Below are 16910 nucleotides of genomic sequence, written 5' to 3'. Positions count from 1 at the left end.
GCCTTTTTTTAAATTAAAAAAATTATATCTCTTCAAGCTTATCAAAATCAATTGCAAAATCGTTATTCTATCTTAGTGCTTCCCGGGCAATAACGATCTTTTGAATCTCGGAAGTACCCTCTCCGATGGTGCATAATTTTGCATCACGATAAAATTTTTCCACCGGAAAATCCTTTGTATAGCCATATCCACCAAAGATTTGTACGGCATCATTCGCTACTTTTACCGCCACCTCAGAAGCGTAATACTTTGCCATGGCGGCTTGCTGCGTCATTTTTACCTTCCGGTTTTTCATATCGGCGGCCTGCATAGTTAATAACTCCGCAGCGGCAACTTCTGTGGCCATATCTGCCAGTTTAAAGGAAATGCCCTGGAAATTGGAGATGGGCTGATCAAACTGGTGCCTTTCCTTGGAGTATTTGATAGCAGCATCCATAGCGCCTTTGGCAATGCCAAGTGATAACGCTGCGATAGAAATACGGCCACCGTCCAGCACCTTCATAGACTGAATAAAGCCATCGCCCTCCTCTCCCAGCATGTTTTCGGCGGGAATACGGCAATTATCAAATATCATTTCTGCAGTTTCGGAAGCCCGCATGCCTAGTTTATTTTCTTTCTTTCCTCCGCTGAAACCTGGAGTTCCTTTTTCTACCACAAAAGCACTCATACCGTGACTATCGCGTATATCGCCGGTACGGGCAATCACTACTGCCATATCACAGCTTTTGCCATGGGTAATCCAGCATTTGGTACCGTTGATCACCCATTCATTCCCCTCTTTTTTGGCTACACATTTCATATTCATGGCGTCGGAGCCGGTATTAGGCTCCGTTAAGCCCCACGCGCCGATCCATTCTCCGCTGGCCAGCTTAGGCAAATACCGCTGTTTCTGGACTTCATTGCCAAACTTCAGGGTGTGACCGGTACACAAAGAATTATGCGCAGCCACGCTTAGGCCGATAGCACCGCAAATGCGGGATATCTCACTAATAACTGTTACATACTCCAGGTATCCCAATCCACTGCCACCATATTCCTGTGGTACCAAAACCCCCATCAGGCCCAGCTCTCCCAACTGCTTCAGTACTTTTACCGGGAACTCCTGTCGCTCATCCCATTCCATCACGTGTGGCTGAATGTTTGTCTTTCCGAAATCCCGGATCATTTGTGCAATCTGTTGTTGCATTTCCGTAGGCTCAAAGTTCATAAACGCGTGGATTTAATGTTTGATGTCTATGTAATGCTCAATTTTACGATAAATAACGTCATCCACCAACGGCAGGCTGCGAAGCTCCGATACCTCCCTGAAACCCGCGTGGGTAGTGCGGTACTGCACAATTAAGTGGGCCAGTTTGTAGCGTATGTATGGGTGAGCTGCCAAAGATTTTTCATCTGTGAGGTTGAGGTCTATTTTTTTTAGAGAACTGCTACCGATCTTCAAAAAAGGTTGAATTTTTTGAAATGTTGAGTCAGGTAATCCATAACATTCAGCTACCTGCTCTACTGCATAAAAGCCTCCCAACCGGTCCCGGAAGGCAACAATCCTACGGGAAAACCCCGGTCCTATCCCCGGTAAAGTTTGCCAGACCGCCGAATCTGCGGTATTAATATCAATTATCTCCGGCGGCGTTTTCTTACTATAATGCCTAAACGTAGTATCTTTTTGCCAGCCACGATATCCCGACTGCTCCTTCCGGAACCCTGTTACAGTTTCCTTCTCCCCCTGTATTTTCTTCGGGCTGTTATTTTTTACAATACGTACCCAGGGCTGCAGGCGGGCATATAATGCTGGTGGCAGGCCATAGATTTTCTGCAGGTCGGCCGGCTCCCGGAAATGCCCGCCATGCGCTACATATTTCGTGACAGTAAGGGCCGTACGCTCGCTAAGCCCCAACTGCTGCCAGCCTGCTACTGACAGGGTATTGGGATCGAAATAAAATAATGGCTTATCGGGCGAAACCTTTTCCAACGCAGGTACGGCAGACACTGTATCTGCCTCCAACGCCTCAAAATATTGGATGGCTGCTTTCAGCTCAGTACTATCGGTAACGGGCACACGCCGGAAATAAAAAAGCAGGTCGGGGGTATAACAGGTAAGCAACATAGCTGCCACCAGCAGCGTTATGCCAGCGCGCTCTTTCCTGGAAAAGCGCAGGTATTCACGTACAACCGTTTTCCACATGGGTCAACAACAATTTGGCTCCAAAGCTAGTCTATTGCGGTACTTGGTATGTTAACAGAAATAAAACGACACTAAATTTCCAGGCTTAATCCGTCGTAGGCCAGGGCCATCCCGGCAGGCAGTTCTTTCGACACTTCCTCGTGTAAACCCAGCTGGTGGCTGATATGGGTAAAATACACCTGTGGAATTTCCAATTCCCGTCCTAGCTCAATGGCTTCGTCCAGGGTGAAATGGGAGATATGCTTTTCCTTACGGAGAGCGTTCAGCACCAGTATTTTCGACCCTCTTATCTTGTCCTTTTCCTCCGGTGCAATATAGTTAGCATCGGTAATATAGGTGAAATCATGTACGCGGAAGCCCATCACCGGCATCTTGTGGTGCATCACCTGTATAGGCGTTACGGGCAATCCATTGATATCAAAGGACTCGCCAGGAATGTTCCGTAAATTGATTTCGGGGATACCGGGGTATTTAAAATCGGAAAAGGCATAGGCAAACTCTCGCTTGATCACGGTTTGGCTAAATTCTGTAGCGTATATGTTGATAGCGCTTCTCTGAAAATAATTAAAGGCACGGATATCATCCATGCCTGCAATATGATCTTTATGTGAATGGGTGATCAGCACCGCTTCCAGGTGCCCTACCTTTTCCCGCAGCATCTGGTAGCGGAAATCAGGCGTAGTATCCACTACAATATTTCCAGCCGGAGCGGTAATCAGTATACTGCTCCGTAAACGTTTGTCTTTTTTATCAATAGAAGCACACACTTCGCAACCACAAGCTATTACGGGAACTCCCTGCGATGTACCGGTACCTAAAAATGTGACTTTCATCCCAATGCATTTGTCTGTTTAACTTATTCCGCTGATGGTGCTGCCTGTTCGTCCTCCGCAGCTGCCTCATCTGCGTTGGGAAGAAGTTTGCTGGACTGTATCTGTTTGTACAGCTTGTGAGATTCGGCTGTGAGGGCTTCTTCTTCCAGTGGCAACGTGCCCAAGATATCAATGAGGGTGTTAATACGCCCTTCCAGGTTCAGGAATTTGTTGATCACTACCACTTTCTTGTGTTCCAGAATGCAGTACCCGGAAAGGAAACTACCTTTTTCGAAGCGCAGTACATATTTAGCCTCCTCAAAGATCTTTTCCAGTTTAGACAGGTTGTTAGGTGTGATTTTGATATTCATGATGCGAAAATAGCAAAAAGCGCCTATTTGGTGGTCATTCTTGCAAAGGGCACAATCATTTCCTCCAGGGAAATTCCACCGTGCTGAAAGGTATTACGATAGTAATTGACAAAATAATTGTAGTTATTGGGATAGCAGAGATAGCCATCGCCTTTGGCAAAAATATAGGACGAATTCACGTTGGGCTTTGGTAAGCCGGCATCGCGGGGATCCCTGAAAGCCAGTACTTCCTTGGGATCGTAATTCAGGTTACGTCCGTGTTTGTAGCGCAGATTGGTGGTGGTTTGCTTATCGCCGATCACTTTTACCGGTGTTTTCACTCTCACACTACCATGATCGGTTGCGATTAGCAGGTTGAATTTTTTATCACTGATGCGTTTCAGTGCCTGGTGCAGCGGGCTGTGTTCAAACCAGCTGGCGGTAATAGAACGGTAAGAAGCCTCATCGCCGGCCAGCTCTTTCAGTACTTCCATTTCTGTGCGGGCATGACTGAGCATATCCACAAAATTATATACAATAACGCTCAGTGGGTAGTCGAGCATATTATGGATGTTATTAAGCATAGACTGGGCATCCGCGTGGTTGGTCACCTTGGTGTACGAAAACCGTGGATCCATTTTCAGCTGTTTCAGCTGGGCGGCAAAGAAATGCTCTTCAAACAGGTTCTTTCCCCCTTCCTCATCGTCATTCTTCCATTCCTGCGGGAAGCGGTGTTCTATATCTACCGGGAGCATACCCGCAAATATGGCGTTACGGCTGTATTGCGTACTGGTAGGTAAAATACTGAAGAAAGATTCTTCCTCCATGAGCCGGAATGATTCCTGGAAAATAGGAAGAATAGCTTTCCACTGGTCATAGCGCAGATTATCTATCAGCAGGAATACATTGGGTACATTGGGATCCAGGTTGGGTACCACTTTGTCGCGGAACAGGGTATGCGACATTACCGGGGCATCCTTGGTCTTCGGATGGAGCCAGTCGCTGTAATTCCGGGATATGAACTTGGAAAATTCGCTGTTGGCTTCCGTTTTCTGGGCGTTGAATACTTCCAGCATTTCGGGGCTATTGGTTTTGGCCATTTCCATTTCCCAATACACCAGCTTTTTATAAATATCCATCCACTCGTTGTAATCAGGATTGGAGCTTAACGCCATGAAAAGGCTGCGGAACTCCTGCTGATAGGCCGTAGTGGTTTTTTCAGCTACCAGTCTTTTGTTGTCAATTATTTTTTTGAGAGATAATAATACCTGGTTGGGATTGACGGGTTTAATGAGATAATCAGTGATCTGGGAGCCGATGGCGTCGTCCATTACGTTTTCTGCCTCATTTTTGGTGATCATCACGATAGGAATCTGCTGATCTATCTCCTTGATTTTACTCAGGGTTTCAAGTCCGGTGATACCGGGCATGGATTCATCGAGTAATACCACATCAACTACCTGTTCTTTCAGGAATTCGAGGGCATCATAGCCATTGGTGAGGGCGGAAACTTTATAACCTTTGTTTTCCAGGAAGATAATCTGCGATTTGAGGGATTCTATCTCATCGTCTACCCATAGTATATTTATCTGACTCATAGTAAGATTTAAGATGCCGTAAAAAAAGAAATTTAACCCTATTTTTCGGCAAATATCATTCCCTGCCTGTCAATTGGCCGTAATTATATGTTAAAAACGGAAATACCTGGTAAAATGATCGCAGTAAAAAGTGTGAGGGCTGATAAAGTTATTTACCTTCGCATCCATAACATTTAATTACCTGTAACCTACCAACTGTTTTTTACTGTCTGTCATAGGGGTTTCGTGGACGGAGAGCGTCATTATAAGTAAAAAAATTACATATAATTAATTCATGGTGTAGCTTTGCAACAGGCACCAGGGATTTCAGACGCGGACGCCCTGTCTGAAATGTATAATTAAATGCAATGACCGAACGCAAGCGAAAAATTGTTAATGATCCGGTGTATGGCTTTATTACCATAGATCACCCGTTGATTCTTAACCTCATATCACACCCATGTTACCAGCGGCTCCGCCGCATACATCAGATGGCGCTGGCCCACCTGGTGTACCCGGGTGCGATGCACACGCGATTTCATCATAGCATGGGCGCCTATCACCTGATGAGCATGGCTTTGCAGGAACTGCGGAGCAAAGGGGTAGCGATTACCGCCGATGAGGAGATAGCCACCAAATTGGCTATTTTGTTGCATGATGTCGGCCATGGTCCTTATTCTCACGCCCTGGAAAATGGCATTATAGAAGGGGTTTCTCATGAAGAGATTTCCCAGTGGCTGATGGAGCACCTCAACAAGGAAATGGATGGCGCCCTGACACTCACGCTTGACATCTTTAACGGACGGTATCATAAAAAATTCCTACATCAACTGGTATCCAGCCAGTTAGATGTGGATAGGATGGATTACCTGAACCGCGACAGTTTCTATACCGGGGTGGCCGAAGGCACCATTGGGTACGATCGGATTATAAAAATGCTGACTGTACATCATGGAGAACTCATGGTGGAAGAAAAAGGCATCTATTCTATCGAAAAATTTGTCATTGCCCGGCGGCTGATGTACTGGCAGGTATACCTGCATAAAACGGTGCTGAGTGCGGAAAATATGCTGGTAAAGATCCTGTGCAGGGCCAAACAGCTGGCCCAGGAGGGAAAAGAATTGTTCTGTTCTCCCGCACTGGCATATTTCCTGTATAATACAGTGACCAGGGATAACTTTGAACGAACACCAGACTGTCTGCAGTTATTTTGCCAACTGGACGACTATGATATCCTGGGAGCGATAAAGGTGTGGACGATGCACGAGGACAAAGTATTGTCGCTTTTGTGCAAATGGTTAATAAACAGGAACTTATTCAAAGTCGTTTTAAGTAACCAGGCATTTGATGACAGTGCCGCGCAGTTATTGAAGGAGCAGATTAAACAGAAATGGGGCATTGAAGGACCTGACCTGGATTACTTTGTTTTTTCCGGCGCCGCTACGTTAAGGGCCTATAATGTTAATGACGAGAAGATTAATATCCTATTTAAAGACGGAACTGTAAAAGACATTTCCTCCATCGACAATGCACTGATTAGCCATACGCTGGCGATACCGGTAAAAAAATTCTACATTTGTCATCCAAAAATTCAGGCTAACAACGTTTTATAAGGAATAAAATGTTAAAGAATAATTTCATACTATCCGGTGTGGCCTGGAAAACATTACAATTTTAAACTATGCAGTTTAGCGCATTACAATTAGCTACCATGTTAAATGGTAAGCTGGAGGGGAATCCGGACGTAAAGGTGAGCAACATCGCCAAGATTGAAGAAGCTGGCGAGGGCATGCTCAGTTTCATAGCCAATCCTAAATATGAAGAGTTCATATACACCACCAATGCCTCCATTCTTATCGTGAATGAAAGCCTGGTGATAGAACGTCCGATTAAATCTACGCTGATCAGGGTAAAAGATGCCTATAGCAGTTTTGCACTGCTGTTGGAGCAGTATCGCTACCTTACCGGTAACAAATCCGGTATTCAGCAACCTTCTTATGTCCCCGCTTCCGTGAAAATGGGTGAAAACGTGTTTGTAGGCGCTTTTGCCTATCTGGGAGAAAACGTGGTACTGGGCAACAATGTAAAAATATATCCAGGCGTATACCTGGGCGACAATGTGATCGTAAACAACGACTCCATCTTGTACCCAGGTGTAAAAGTATATGACAACTGTGTGGTAGGCAGCCGCGTTATGCTGCATGCCGGTTGCGTAATAGGTGGCGATGGCTTTGGCTTTGCCCCTCAGCCGGATGGTTCTTATAAAAAGGTGCCGCAGATTGGGAACGTGGTGATTCATGACAACGTGGAAATCGGCGCCAATACGACTATTGACCGGGCTACCATGGGCAGTACCGTGATCCGTGCTGGTGTGAAGCTGGACAACCTGATCCAGGTAGCGCACAATGTGGATATAGGCACCAATACGGTTATTGCCGCCCAAACAGGGGTATCCGGTAGCACCAAGATTGGCCAGAATTGCGTGATTGGCGGACAGGTAGGTATGGTAGGTCATATCCATATTGCTGATAACACTAAAATCAATGCACAGAGCGGCTTGTCTAAGTCGATAACCGTACCCAATACATCTTTAACCGGTTCTCCGGCGTACGATTATAAAAGTTCGCTGAAAAGTCAGGCAATTTTTAGAAATTTGCCGGACCTTGAAAAGCGCGTGAAGGAACTGGAGGAGATGGTAAAACAACTATTACAGGAAAGGGCAGGTGTATAAAATCGATTACTGGTCAAATAGTTACATATTAGTTAGCTTATTATGGAAAATCAGCAATACCAACATACCCTGAAGGGTGAAATTACCTTGTCGGGTATTGGCTTGCATACAGGCGCCTATGTTAATATGACCCTGAAGCCAGCAACACCAGGCCATGGGATTAAATTTCAACGTATAGATCTGCCGGGGCAACCTATCGTAAAAGCGGACGTGGATTATGTAGTGGAAACTACCCGCAGCACCACCCTGGAACATAACGGCGCCCGGGTAAGTACCATAGAACATATTATGGCTGCTTTGGCAGGAACCGGTGTAGACAACGCACTGGTAGAACTGGATGGCGGTGAAATTCCTATTATGGATGGCAGCGCCTGGCCATTTATTGACGCTATAGAAAAAACAGGCCTTCAAAACCAGGATGCCAAGAAAGTATACTATACCATAGATACCAACATCAGCTATTATGATGAGAAGAAAAAGGTAGAAATGGTAGCCATGCCGGCGGTAGACTATCGCATTACCTGTCTGATTGACTTCAACTCCCCTGTACTAGGCACCCAACATGCCAAAATGAAAGGGATAGAGGAGTTCAAAACAGAAATTGCGCCCTGCCGTACTTTCTGCTTTTTACATGAGCTGGAATACCAGTTGTCGCTCAACCTGATTAAAGGCGGCGATATTAACAACGCAATCGTTGTGGTAGACAAACCCGTAACAGACGAGGAACTGGCCCGCTTAGCCAAGGTGTTTAACCGGGACAACATCTCTGTACAGAAAGAAGGTATTCTCAACAACATAGAACTGCGCTTTCCTAACGAACCTGCCCGCCACAAGCTGCTGGACGTAGTAGGTGACCTGGCCCTGATAGGTTATCCGATCAATGCGCATATCATTGCTACCCGCCCGGGACACGCTTCCAACGTGGAATTTGCCCGTAAGATTAAAGCGTATATTAAAAAGAACAAACACAATAAAGACGTACCTGTATACGATCCTAATCAACCACCTATCTTCGATACACCACGTATTGAAAGAACGCTGCCGCATCGTTACCCGATGCTGCTGGTAGATAAGATCATTGAGCTGGGAGAAGAGAAAGTAGTCGGTGTCAAGAACGTTACTTTCAATGAAGGCTTCTTCCAGGGCCATTTCCCTGGTAACCCGGTAATGCCCGGCGTACTGCAGCTGGAAGCACTGGCACAGGTAGGCGGTATCCTGGCGCTGAACCGTGTCCCGGATCCGGAAAATTATGATACTTATTTCCTGAAAATAGACAACTGTAAATTCAAATCAAAAGTAGTACCCGGCGATACCATGATTCTTAAAATGGAATTGCTGAGTCCTATCAGAAGAGGCCTTGTAGAAATGCGGGGGACAGTATTTATCGGTAACAAGGTAGCTACTGAGGCCGACATGGTAGCACAAATTATAAAAACAAGAGAAGGCAAATAATCGCAATGATCCACCCGCTTACATACATACATCCAGACGCCAAAGTAGCGCCTAATGTAAAAATTGATCCATTTACCGTCATACATAAAAATGTTGAAATCGGTGATGGCACCTGGATTGGTTCCAACGTAACTATTATGGAAGGAGCCCGCATCGGCAAAAACTGCCGTATTTTCCCGGGTGCTGTTATTTCCGCCATCCCTCAGGATTTGAAATTTGCGGGTGAAGAAACTACGGCGGAAATAGGCGACAATACCACTATCCGTGAATATGTAACCATCAACCGCGGTACCAAAGACAAGTGGAGAACCAAAATCGGTAATAATTGCCTGATCATGGCTTACAGCCATATTGCACACGACTGTGAAGTAGGTAACTACTGCGTATTTTCCAATAACACTACCCTGGCAGGCCATATTTCTGTTGGCAACAATGTAGTGCTGGCAGGTATGGTGGCAGTGCAACAGTTCTGCAAAATCGGCGATCACGCCTTCGTTACCGGGGGCTCTCTGGTACGTAAAGACGTGCCTCCCTACGTAAAAGCTGCCCGCGAACCATTATCCTATGTGGGCGTAAACTCCGTAGGCCTGAAACGCAGAGGCTTTCCGCTGGAAAAAATCAATCACATCCTGGATATTTACCGGATAATTTTTGTGAAAGGCTTTAAGTTATCCAAAGCTATCAGTATCATAGAGGCAGAATTCCCTGCTACCGATGAAAGAGATGAAATCCTGTCGTTCATCCGTGAATCAGGACGTGGTATTATGAGAGGCTATACTTCCAGAACCAATGACGATATCTCTTAACCAGACAGGCAAGCGCTATAACTACGACTGGATTTTCCGGCGTGTAACCCTCACCTTTAGTGAAGGACAACGCTACGCTATACTGGGGCCCAATGGTTCGGGCAAATCTACTCTATTACAAGTCATCTATGGCGCCATTCAACATAATGAAGGCACCATTACATACGGCACACCGGAAAAACCCATCGCACCAGATGCGTTTTTCCGGTACTGTGCCATTGCAGCGCCCTACCTGGAACTGATTGAAGAGTTTACCCTTACAGAAATCATTCACTTTCACCAACAATTCAAAAGCCTTCTTCCTGGCATCACCCCCAAAAAAGCCATGGAGCTGGTAGGCCTGGAAAAGGCGGCCAACAAGCAGATACGGAATTTTTCTTCCGGCATGAAACAGCGTACCAAGCTGGCACTCGCCATTTTATCCGACGTTCCAGTGCTCCTGCTGGATGAACCCTGCACCAATCTCGATGCAGCTGGCACCGCCCAGTACCAGGCGCTTATCAACGAATATGGCGGCAATCGTACGATTATTGTCAGCTCTAATGATGAGCAGGAATATTTCATGTGCAAAGAGCATGTCCAGATCCTCGACTATAAGTAGCGGAAAGTACAAAGCAAAAAGCTATTGTAGCGAATGACCAACGCGATTTGCAGATATTCGCATAGATCATTCGCTACAATAGCTTTTTGCTTTGTGCTTTCCACTTTTTGCTTATAAAAACTATCTTCGTAAAAAGCTATAAGCTATATGAAGACTGCCAGTACTAAAGTGATCAATGGCTGGGCCATGTACGACTGGGCCAACTCCGTGTACAACCTGGTTATTACTACAACTTTTTTCCCTATCTATTTTCTTGCGGTAACCAATGAACATGTTTCCTTCCTGGGAATGAAATTTGTAAACTCCGCCTTGTACAATTACACCATGGCAGCGGCTTACCTGCTGGTGGCTATCGCTTCTCCCATATTATCTTCTATTGCGGATACCCGGGGAAACAAAAAGAATTTTCTCCGCTTCTTTACCATATTAGGTGCGCTCTCCTGTAGCGCGTTGTATTTTTTTGACTCGAGCACGCTAATGCTGGGGGTTGTTTGTTTTATGCTATCTACCGTAGGTTATTGCGGAGGACTGGTGTTTTACAACTCCTATCTGCCTGAAATAGCCGCGCCTGAAGACAGGGACCGTATCAGCGCCCGTGGCTTCAGCATGGGATATATAGGCAGTGTTATCCTGCAATTGATTGGTTTTGGCCTGGTGATAGCAGGTCCAAAGTTGGGCATGGATGAAAGTATGCCGGTGAAGCTCACCTTCCTGCTGGTAGGTGTATGGTGGCTGGGCTTTGCGCTTATCACCTTTGCACGGCTTCCGGATAGTATAGCTACGGTATCGCAACATACCGGCAGTGCGCTCACAGAAGGTTTTACTGAATTGCGCAAGGTATATGCCCAGGTAAAACAGATGCCGGTATTGAAAAGATTCCTGCGCGGTTTCTTTTTCTACAGTATGGGGGTACAAACCGTAATGATGGCCGCCACTGTTTTCGGCAGCAAAGTATTACACCTGCCGGCCCAGATGCTGATTGTAACCGTGGTGATCATACAGCTGGTAGCTATTCTTGGCGCCTGGAGCATGGCCCGCTTATCGGATAAATATGGTAATCTACGTGTATTGATTGGCGTAGTGATACTATGGGTAGGTATTTGTATTGCAGGCTATAAAATGCAAACCGCTACCCACTTCTATATGCTGGCTACTGCTGTGGGCCTTGTAATGGGAGGCATACAATCCCTCAGCCGCTCTACCTACGCCAAGCTGATGCCAGAAACAACAGACACCACCTCCTTCTTTAGTTATTATGATGTTACCGAAAAGCTATCTATCGTAATAGGTATGTTTTCGTTTGCCTATATAGATGACCTGACCGAAGATATGCGCAACTCAGTACTGGCGTTAGTCGTGTTTTTTATCATTGGGTTGATATGGGTTTTATCAGCGCTGCGTAAGCAGCAACAATTAAAACCGGCAATTTAATTTTATTGCTATTTGGATATTTGGTTACAGAAATGGGTAACTTTCTGGTATCAAATATCCAAATAACAATTTTATGAAATTATACACCATAGATACAGGATTCTTTAAGCTGGACGGCGGCGCCATGTTCGGTGTTGTGCCTAAAAGCATCTGGAACAAACTGAATCCGGCCGATGAAAACAACCTCTGTACCTGGGCCCTGCGTTGCCTGCTGATTGAAGATGGTAACCGGCTTATCCTCATAGATAATGGCCTCGGCGACAAACAGGACGCCAAATTCTTCAGTCATTATCAGCCTCATGGCGATGCTACCCTGGATAAATCACTGGCTGCACATGGCTTCCATCGGGATGATATTACCGATGTATTCCTTACGCACTTACATTTCGACCATTGCGGTGGTAGTATTGTCCGCCAAGGCGATGCCCTCGTGCCAGCCTTTAAAAACGCCGTATACTGGAGTAATGAAGGACACTGGAACTGGGCTACCCATCCCAACGACCGGGAAAAGGCATCTTTTCTGAAAGAAAATATCCTGCCCATTAAAGAAAGTGGCCAGCTCCGGTTCATTGCCCACACCGAAGGCATTTCATTTGTTGACAATATCTCTATCCGTTTTGTAAGCGGACATACGGATGCTATGATGCTTCCACAAATTCAATACAAGGGTAAGACCATTATTTATATGGCGGATTTACTGCCTTCTACGGCACATATTCCCATTCCTTATGTAATGTCTTACGACATGTTCCCGCTGAGGACGATTCATGAAAAGAAAACCTTTCTCCAAGAGGCGGTAGATAACGAATACATCTTATTTTTCGAGCATGACCCTGTGAATGAGTGTTGCGTGTTACAGCAGACTGAAAAAGGCATCAGGGCAGCCGAAACATTTAAGCTAAGCAGCCTCTGATAACTGTCACTCTGTCACCATTCCCGCTGCTGCATCATTTTTGATAATGGGGAGGTATGGCTATACACATAACAACGGATAATAAATTGAAAAAACTGATTGTAGTGGGCGATCGCGTGCTCATAAAGCCAGCTACTCCCCACGAGCGCACCAGCAGCGGCTTGTACCTGCCTCCGGGGGTACAGGAAAAAGAAAAAGTACAGCGGGGCTATGTTATCAAAACCGGCCCTGGGTATGCTATACCTACTCCCGCTGACGTAGATGAAGCATGGAAACCAGAAGAAGAAAAAGTAAAGTATATCCCTTTGCAGGTAAAAGAAGGCGATTTGGCTATCTTCCTCCTTAGTGGCTCTACGGCAGTGGTATATGAAGAGGAAACGTATTATATAGTACCACAGGGCGCTATCTTAATGCTGGAAAGAGAAGAAGACCTTTAAAGCGATCTACACATTTTCATATTTCAAAAATCTGCTGTTTAGCAGCAGATTTTTCGTTTTTATTGAATGAGGAAGCATTATTCCTTATATTCCAGGATATCCCCCGGCTGGCAATCCAATACCCGGCAGATAGCCTCCAGCGTAGAAAACCGGATAGCTTTGGCTTTGCCACTCTTCAATATACTCAGATTAGCCATCGTAATGCCTACCTGTACGCTCAATTCTGTAAGCGACATTTTTCTTTTAGCCAACATTACATCCAGGTTTACAATTATTCCCATAACAACAATTAAATAGTAAGCGCCTCTTCTTCTTTCAAGCGTACGGCCTTTTCAAAAACAACCGCTAAGATAAAAATAACAATGAATGCCATCAGCAGTTCCCAGGTCGATCCCAAAATGCCTGCTACACGGAAGTATAACCTGCTTGCTGCTGGAATCACGATGCTATTTCCAATGACCCACGCGAAAGCTATTTTCGTCAGTAATAATGCCAATAACGTCCAAAGAATTCCTTTTACCAAAGTCAAATTTTTACGGGAAATGAGCTCCCGATCTGCTGTTCCTACTAATAGCTTAAATGAACAAAAAGCGATCACTAAATAGAGTAGTGCCATGGCAATATGTTCGAACACTATAATTTGTGCATAAGCCACTGGACCAGCTCCTGCTGGAGTTCCCAACTCAAAAAAGTACATGTAAATATTCACTCCAATGACTCCAATAGTCAGCAATGCAGAAATAAGCACTGCTATTTTAAGTAACAGCAAATAGGTAGCAATTTTCATTTGTAGTTATTTTATTGAACTTAAAACTATGCAACCCGTATCGATAAACAAAATAATTTTATCGATTATCAATAAATATAAGCCGAAAAACAATATATATTCATAGGCAATAAATTGATACTTAAACGGTTAATGCTTTTTATTATCTTCATAAAAAAATCTAAGTCATGGCCAATCAGGATGCATTTCTGGACTATATCAAAAACGGCTATACCTTCAAAGGCGAGCATTTCAAATTAGGTTGTGCCATGTTGAACGGCGAAGTAGTTGCGGGAGCAGATGTATTGCTTCCATTGAGTACCCTTAACCGGCACGGCCTCATAGCAGGAGCTACGGGCACCGGTAAAACCAAAACCCTGCAGGTAATTGCAGAAGGACTGAGCGATGCCAGCGTACCTGTACTCTTAATGGACATTAAAGGAGATTTGAGTGGTATTGCCGCGGCCGGCACCAGTAATCCCAAAATAACAGAAAGGTATCAGAAAATAGGCGGCACCTGGAGCCCTGCAGCCTATCCGGCAGAACTACTGTCGCTCAGCCAGGAGAAAGGCGTACGTCTCCGCGCTACTGTCAGCGAATTTGGCCCCGTTCTGCTGTCAAAAATACTGGAGCTGAATGACACCCAAGCAGGCCTGGTAGCGATGCTATTCAAGTATTGCGATGATAACAAACTTCCCTTACTCGACTTAAAGGACTTTAAAAAAGTACTCCAATACGCCAGCGATGAAGGCAAGGCAGACCTGGAAAAAGACTACGGTAAAATATCTACTACTTCTACCGGCACCGTTTTACGTAAAGTGATAGAGCTGGAACAACAGGGCGCAGGTTTATTCTTCGGAGAAAAATCTTTTGAAGTAGATGACCTGATGCGTGTGAGTGACGACGGCCGGGGCATGGTTTCCATCCTGCGTGTAAGCGATATACAAGACAGGCCCAAGCTCTTTTCTACCTTTATGCTAAGCCTGTTGGCCGAATTATATGCCACCCTTCCGGAAGAAGGCGACCTTGATAAACCCAAGCTGGTAATGTTTATCGACGAAGCGCATCTCATTTTCAATGAAGCCAGCGATGCGTTATTGAAACAAATAGATACCATCATCAAACTAATCCGCTCAAAAGGAGTAGGTATTTTCTTCTGTACCCAAAACCCGATGGATGTACCTCCGTCTGTACTGGGGCAACTGGGTTTGAAGGTACAACACGCCCTGCGCGCGTTTACTGCCAATGACCGGAAAACCATTAAGCAAACCGCTGAGAACTACCCGTTATCGGACTTCTATAAAACAGATGAGCTGTTAACGCAGATAGGAATTGGTGAAGCACTGGTTACCTGTCTGAATGAAAAAGGGGTACCTACCCCGCTCGCCGCTACCATGTTGGTATCCCCGAGATCCCGAATGGATGTTTTAACAACAGCGGAAATCGATGCCATCGCAGATAATTCCAAGCTGGTAAAAAAATACAGCGAAGAAATTGACAGTGAAAGCGCCTACGAAATCCTTACTGCCAAACTGCAGGAAGCGGCCGACAAAACCGCTGCCCAGGAAGCGCCTAAAGCTGCTGGTGGTAAACAAAAAGAAGAAAAAGGGTTGATTGAACAGGTACTGGAAAGCTCTGCGGCCAGACAGGTAGGACGTACCGCCGCCAGCGTTATTACACGTAGCTTACTGGGTGCGCTGGGCCTGGGTGGACGGAGCAATAAAAGTAAAAGTTGGTTTTAATTATGCAACCGGCAGCGCTTCGCTGCCTGCTTACATCAATATATTTAAAGTATGAGTAGAATTATCAAGACGGGCGTATGCTCGTACGGCATGTCCGGACAAATATTTCATGCCCCCTTCCTTCATGTAAATCCGGGATTCGAATTTACAGCGGTCGTGGAAAGAAGCAAGGACTTGGCCCGGCAACGGTATCCTAACGTAAAGGTATATACGAGTGTGGAAGAAATGCTGGCCGACAAAGACCTGGAATTGATTGTGGTAAATACCCCCAACTACACGCACTATGATTACGTAAAAGCCGCCCTGGAAGCAGGAAAGAATGTAGTAGTAGAAAAGCCTTTCACGGTACATGCCAAAGAAGGCGAAGAGTTGGCTGCCCTCGCAGCATCAAAAGGACTGCTGCTCAGCGTTTATCACAACCGCCGCTACGACAGCGATTACAAAGTAGTGAAACAAATAGTGCAGTCCGGCCAGTTAGGCGACATTCTTGAAGCAGAAATACACTATGACCGTTTCAAAGAAGAGCTCAGCTATAAAAAACATAAAGAAGTAGGAGGTCCTGGTACCGGCTCCCTCTACGACCTGGGCTCTCACCTGATCGACCAGGCCATTACACTGTTTGGCATGCCTAAAGCGGTATGGGCGGATATCCGGGTTATCCGCCGGGACTCAATTGTAGATGATTATTTTGAACTGGTACTTTATTATGACCAGCTGCGCGCCCGTGTAAAATGCAGTTACCTGGTAAGGGAAGCCCTGCCGGCTTACCAAATACATGGACGCGTTGGTTCCTTTATCAAAACCAAGTCCGACATACAGGAAGCCCAGCTGCAAAGAGGCCTTTTTCCCAATAGTCCCGACTGGGGAGCAGAAGCGCCACACGAATGGGGTTTACTACATACCGAAATTGATGGTAAGGTGGTAAAGCAATATATACCTGGTGGCAGCGGCAATTACATGGACTATTACCAGGGAGTATTCGAAGCCCTGGTCAATAAAGCCGCCAACCCGGTGCCTCCGCAAGATGCTATTAAAGTAATCAGGGTAATAGAAGCAGCTTTTGAGAGCAGCAAAGAAGGGAAAGTAATTACCTTATAATTTCCATGCTTT

Annotated in this window: 17 protein-coding genes; 10 read left to right on the top strand and 7 right to left on the bottom strand. The window is 45.6% G+C overall.

From position 1 onward, the window contains the following. Window positions 1-67: 67 nt before the first annotated feature. From HGH90_RS21795 to HGH90_RS21775, 5 genes are all read right to left on the bottom strand, one after another. Complete coding sequence (locus HGH90_RS21795; protein WP_169191878.1) at window positions 68-1207, bottom strand: acyl-CoA dehydrogenase family protein; 1140 nt, start codon at window positions 1205-1207, stop codon at window positions 68-70. A gap of 12 nt (window positions 1208-1219) precedes the next feature. Next, window positions 1220-2182, bottom strand: coding sequence for a helix-hairpin-helix domain-containing protein (locus HGH90_RS21790; RefSeq protein ID WP_168767059.1), 963 nt, complete (start codon window positions 2180-2182; stop codon window positions 1220-1222). A gap of 71 nt (window positions 2183-2253) precedes the next feature. Then, the gene (locus HGH90_RS21785; protein ID WP_168767058.1) at window positions 2254-3015 is read right to left on the bottom strand and encodes an MBL fold metallo-hydrolase; all 762 of its coding nucleotides are present in this window, start codon (window positions 3013-3015) and stop codon (window positions 2254-2256) included. Between the two features lie 23 nt (window positions 3016-3038). Continuing rightward, window positions 3039-3365, bottom strand: coding sequence for a hypothetical protein (locus tag HGH90_RS21780; protein ID WP_168767057.1), 327 nt, complete (start codon window positions 3363-3365; stop codon window positions 3039-3041). A gap of 23 nt (window positions 3366-3388) precedes the next feature. Then, window positions 3389-4942, bottom strand: a complete 1554-nt coding sequence (locus HGH90_RS21775) for a response regulator (RefSeq protein WP_168767056.1) — start codon at window positions 4940-4942, stop codon at window positions 3389-3391. Between the two features lie 347 nt (window positions 4943-5289). Between HGH90_RS21775 and HGH90_RS21770 the strand changes: the two genes are divergently transcribed. The 8 genes from HGH90_RS21770 (at window position 5290) to HGH90_RS21735 (ending at window position 13292) form a co-directional block, all read left to right on the top strand. Further along, window positions 5290-6534 (top strand): HD domain-containing protein, encoded by a 1245-nt coding sequence (locus HGH90_RS21770; protein ID WP_168767055.1) that lies wholly within the window; start codon window positions 5290-5292, stop codon window positions 6532-6534. 68 nt (window positions 6535-6602) lie between these two features. Further along, window positions 6603-7652 (top strand): UDP-3-O-(3-hydroxymyristoyl)glucosamine N-acyltransferase, encoded by a 1050-nt coding sequence (gene lpxD / locus HGH90_RS21765; RefSeq protein ID WP_145660475.1) that lies wholly within the window; start codon window positions 6603-6605, stop codon window positions 7650-7652. Between the two features lie 42 nt (window positions 7653-7694). Then, window positions 7695-9104, top strand: a complete 1410-nt coding sequence (locus tag HGH90_RS21760) for a bifunctional UDP-3-O-[3-hydroxymyristoyl] N-acetylglucosamine deacetylase/3-hydroxyacyl-ACP dehydratase (RefSeq protein ID WP_169191877.1) — start codon at window positions 7695-7697, stop codon at window positions 9102-9104. A 5-nt stretch (window positions 9105-9109) separates the two neighbouring features. Further along, window positions 9110-9910, top strand: a complete 801-nt coding sequence (gene lpxA / locus HGH90_RS21755) for an acyl-ACP--UDP-N-acetylglucosamine O-acyltransferase (RefSeq protein ID WP_168742722.1) — start codon at window positions 9110-9112, stop codon at window positions 9908-9910. Then, window positions 9894-10511 carry an ATP-binding cassette domain-containing protein gene (locus HGH90_RS21750; RefSeq protein ID WP_168767053.1) on the top strand — a complete coding sequence of 206 codons (618 nt, stop codon included), beginning with the start codon at window positions 9894-9896 and terminating at the stop codon, window positions 10509-10511. The genes lpxA and HGH90_RS21750 overlap by 17 nt, the downstream gene beginning before the upstream one ends. A 147-nt stretch (window positions 10512-10658) precedes the next feature. Beyond that, a complete protein-coding gene (locus HGH90_RS21745) occupies window positions 10659-11942 on the top strand; it encodes an MFS transporter (protein WP_168767052.1) in 1284 nt (427 codons plus the stop codon). A gap of 73 nt (window positions 11943-12015) precedes the next feature. After that, window positions 12016-12855: an MBL fold metallo-hydrolase gene (locus HGH90_RS21740; protein ID WP_168767051.1), complete on the top strand. Its 840-nt coding sequence runs from the start codon at window positions 12016-12018 to the stop codon at window positions 12853-12855. A 56-nt stretch (window positions 12856-12911) separates the two neighbouring features. Then, window positions 12912-13292, top strand: coding sequence for a co-chaperone GroES family protein (locus tag HGH90_RS21735; RefSeq protein ID WP_211092464.1), 381 nt, complete (start codon window positions 12912-12914; stop codon window positions 13290-13292). 77 nt (window positions 13293-13369) lie between these two features. On the opposite strand, the gene HGH90_RS21730 is transcribed toward HGH90_RS21735, so the two are convergent. Then, window positions 13370-13573, bottom strand: coding sequence for a helix-turn-helix domain-containing protein (locus tag HGH90_RS21730; RefSeq protein WP_168742726.1), 204 nt, complete (start codon window positions 13571-13573; stop codon window positions 13370-13372). Window positions 13574-13581: 8 nt separating this feature from the next. Next, on the bottom strand, window positions 13582-14079 hold the full coding sequence (locus HGH90_RS21725) for a DUF2975 domain-containing protein (RefSeq protein WP_169191876.1): 498 nt from the start codon (window positions 14077-14079) through the stop codon (window positions 13582-13584). A gap of 167 nt (window positions 14080-14246) precedes the next feature. Here HGH90_RS21725 and HGH90_RS21720 point away from each other — a divergent pair, with 167 nt between their 5' ends. Then, window positions 14247-15800: a helicase HerA-like domain-containing protein gene (locus tag HGH90_RS21720; protein ID WP_168767049.1), complete on the top strand. Its 1554-nt coding sequence runs from the start codon at window positions 14247-14249 to the stop codon at window positions 15798-15800. A gap of 51 nt (window positions 15801-15851) precedes the next feature. Beyond that, window positions 15852-16898 (top strand): Gfo/Idh/MocA family oxidoreductase, encoded by a 1047-nt coding sequence (locus tag HGH90_RS21715; protein ID WP_168767048.1) that lies wholly within the window; start codon window positions 15852-15854, stop codon window positions 16896-16898. Window positions 16899-16910: the final 12 nt, after the last annotated feature.

This window comes from Chitinophaga sp. Ak27, assembly GCF_012726295.1.
GTDB lineage: Bacteria > Bacteroidota > Bacteroidia > Chitinophagales > Chitinophagaceae > Chitinophaga.
This window is presented reverse-complemented; position numbering and strand designations above follow the sequence as displayed.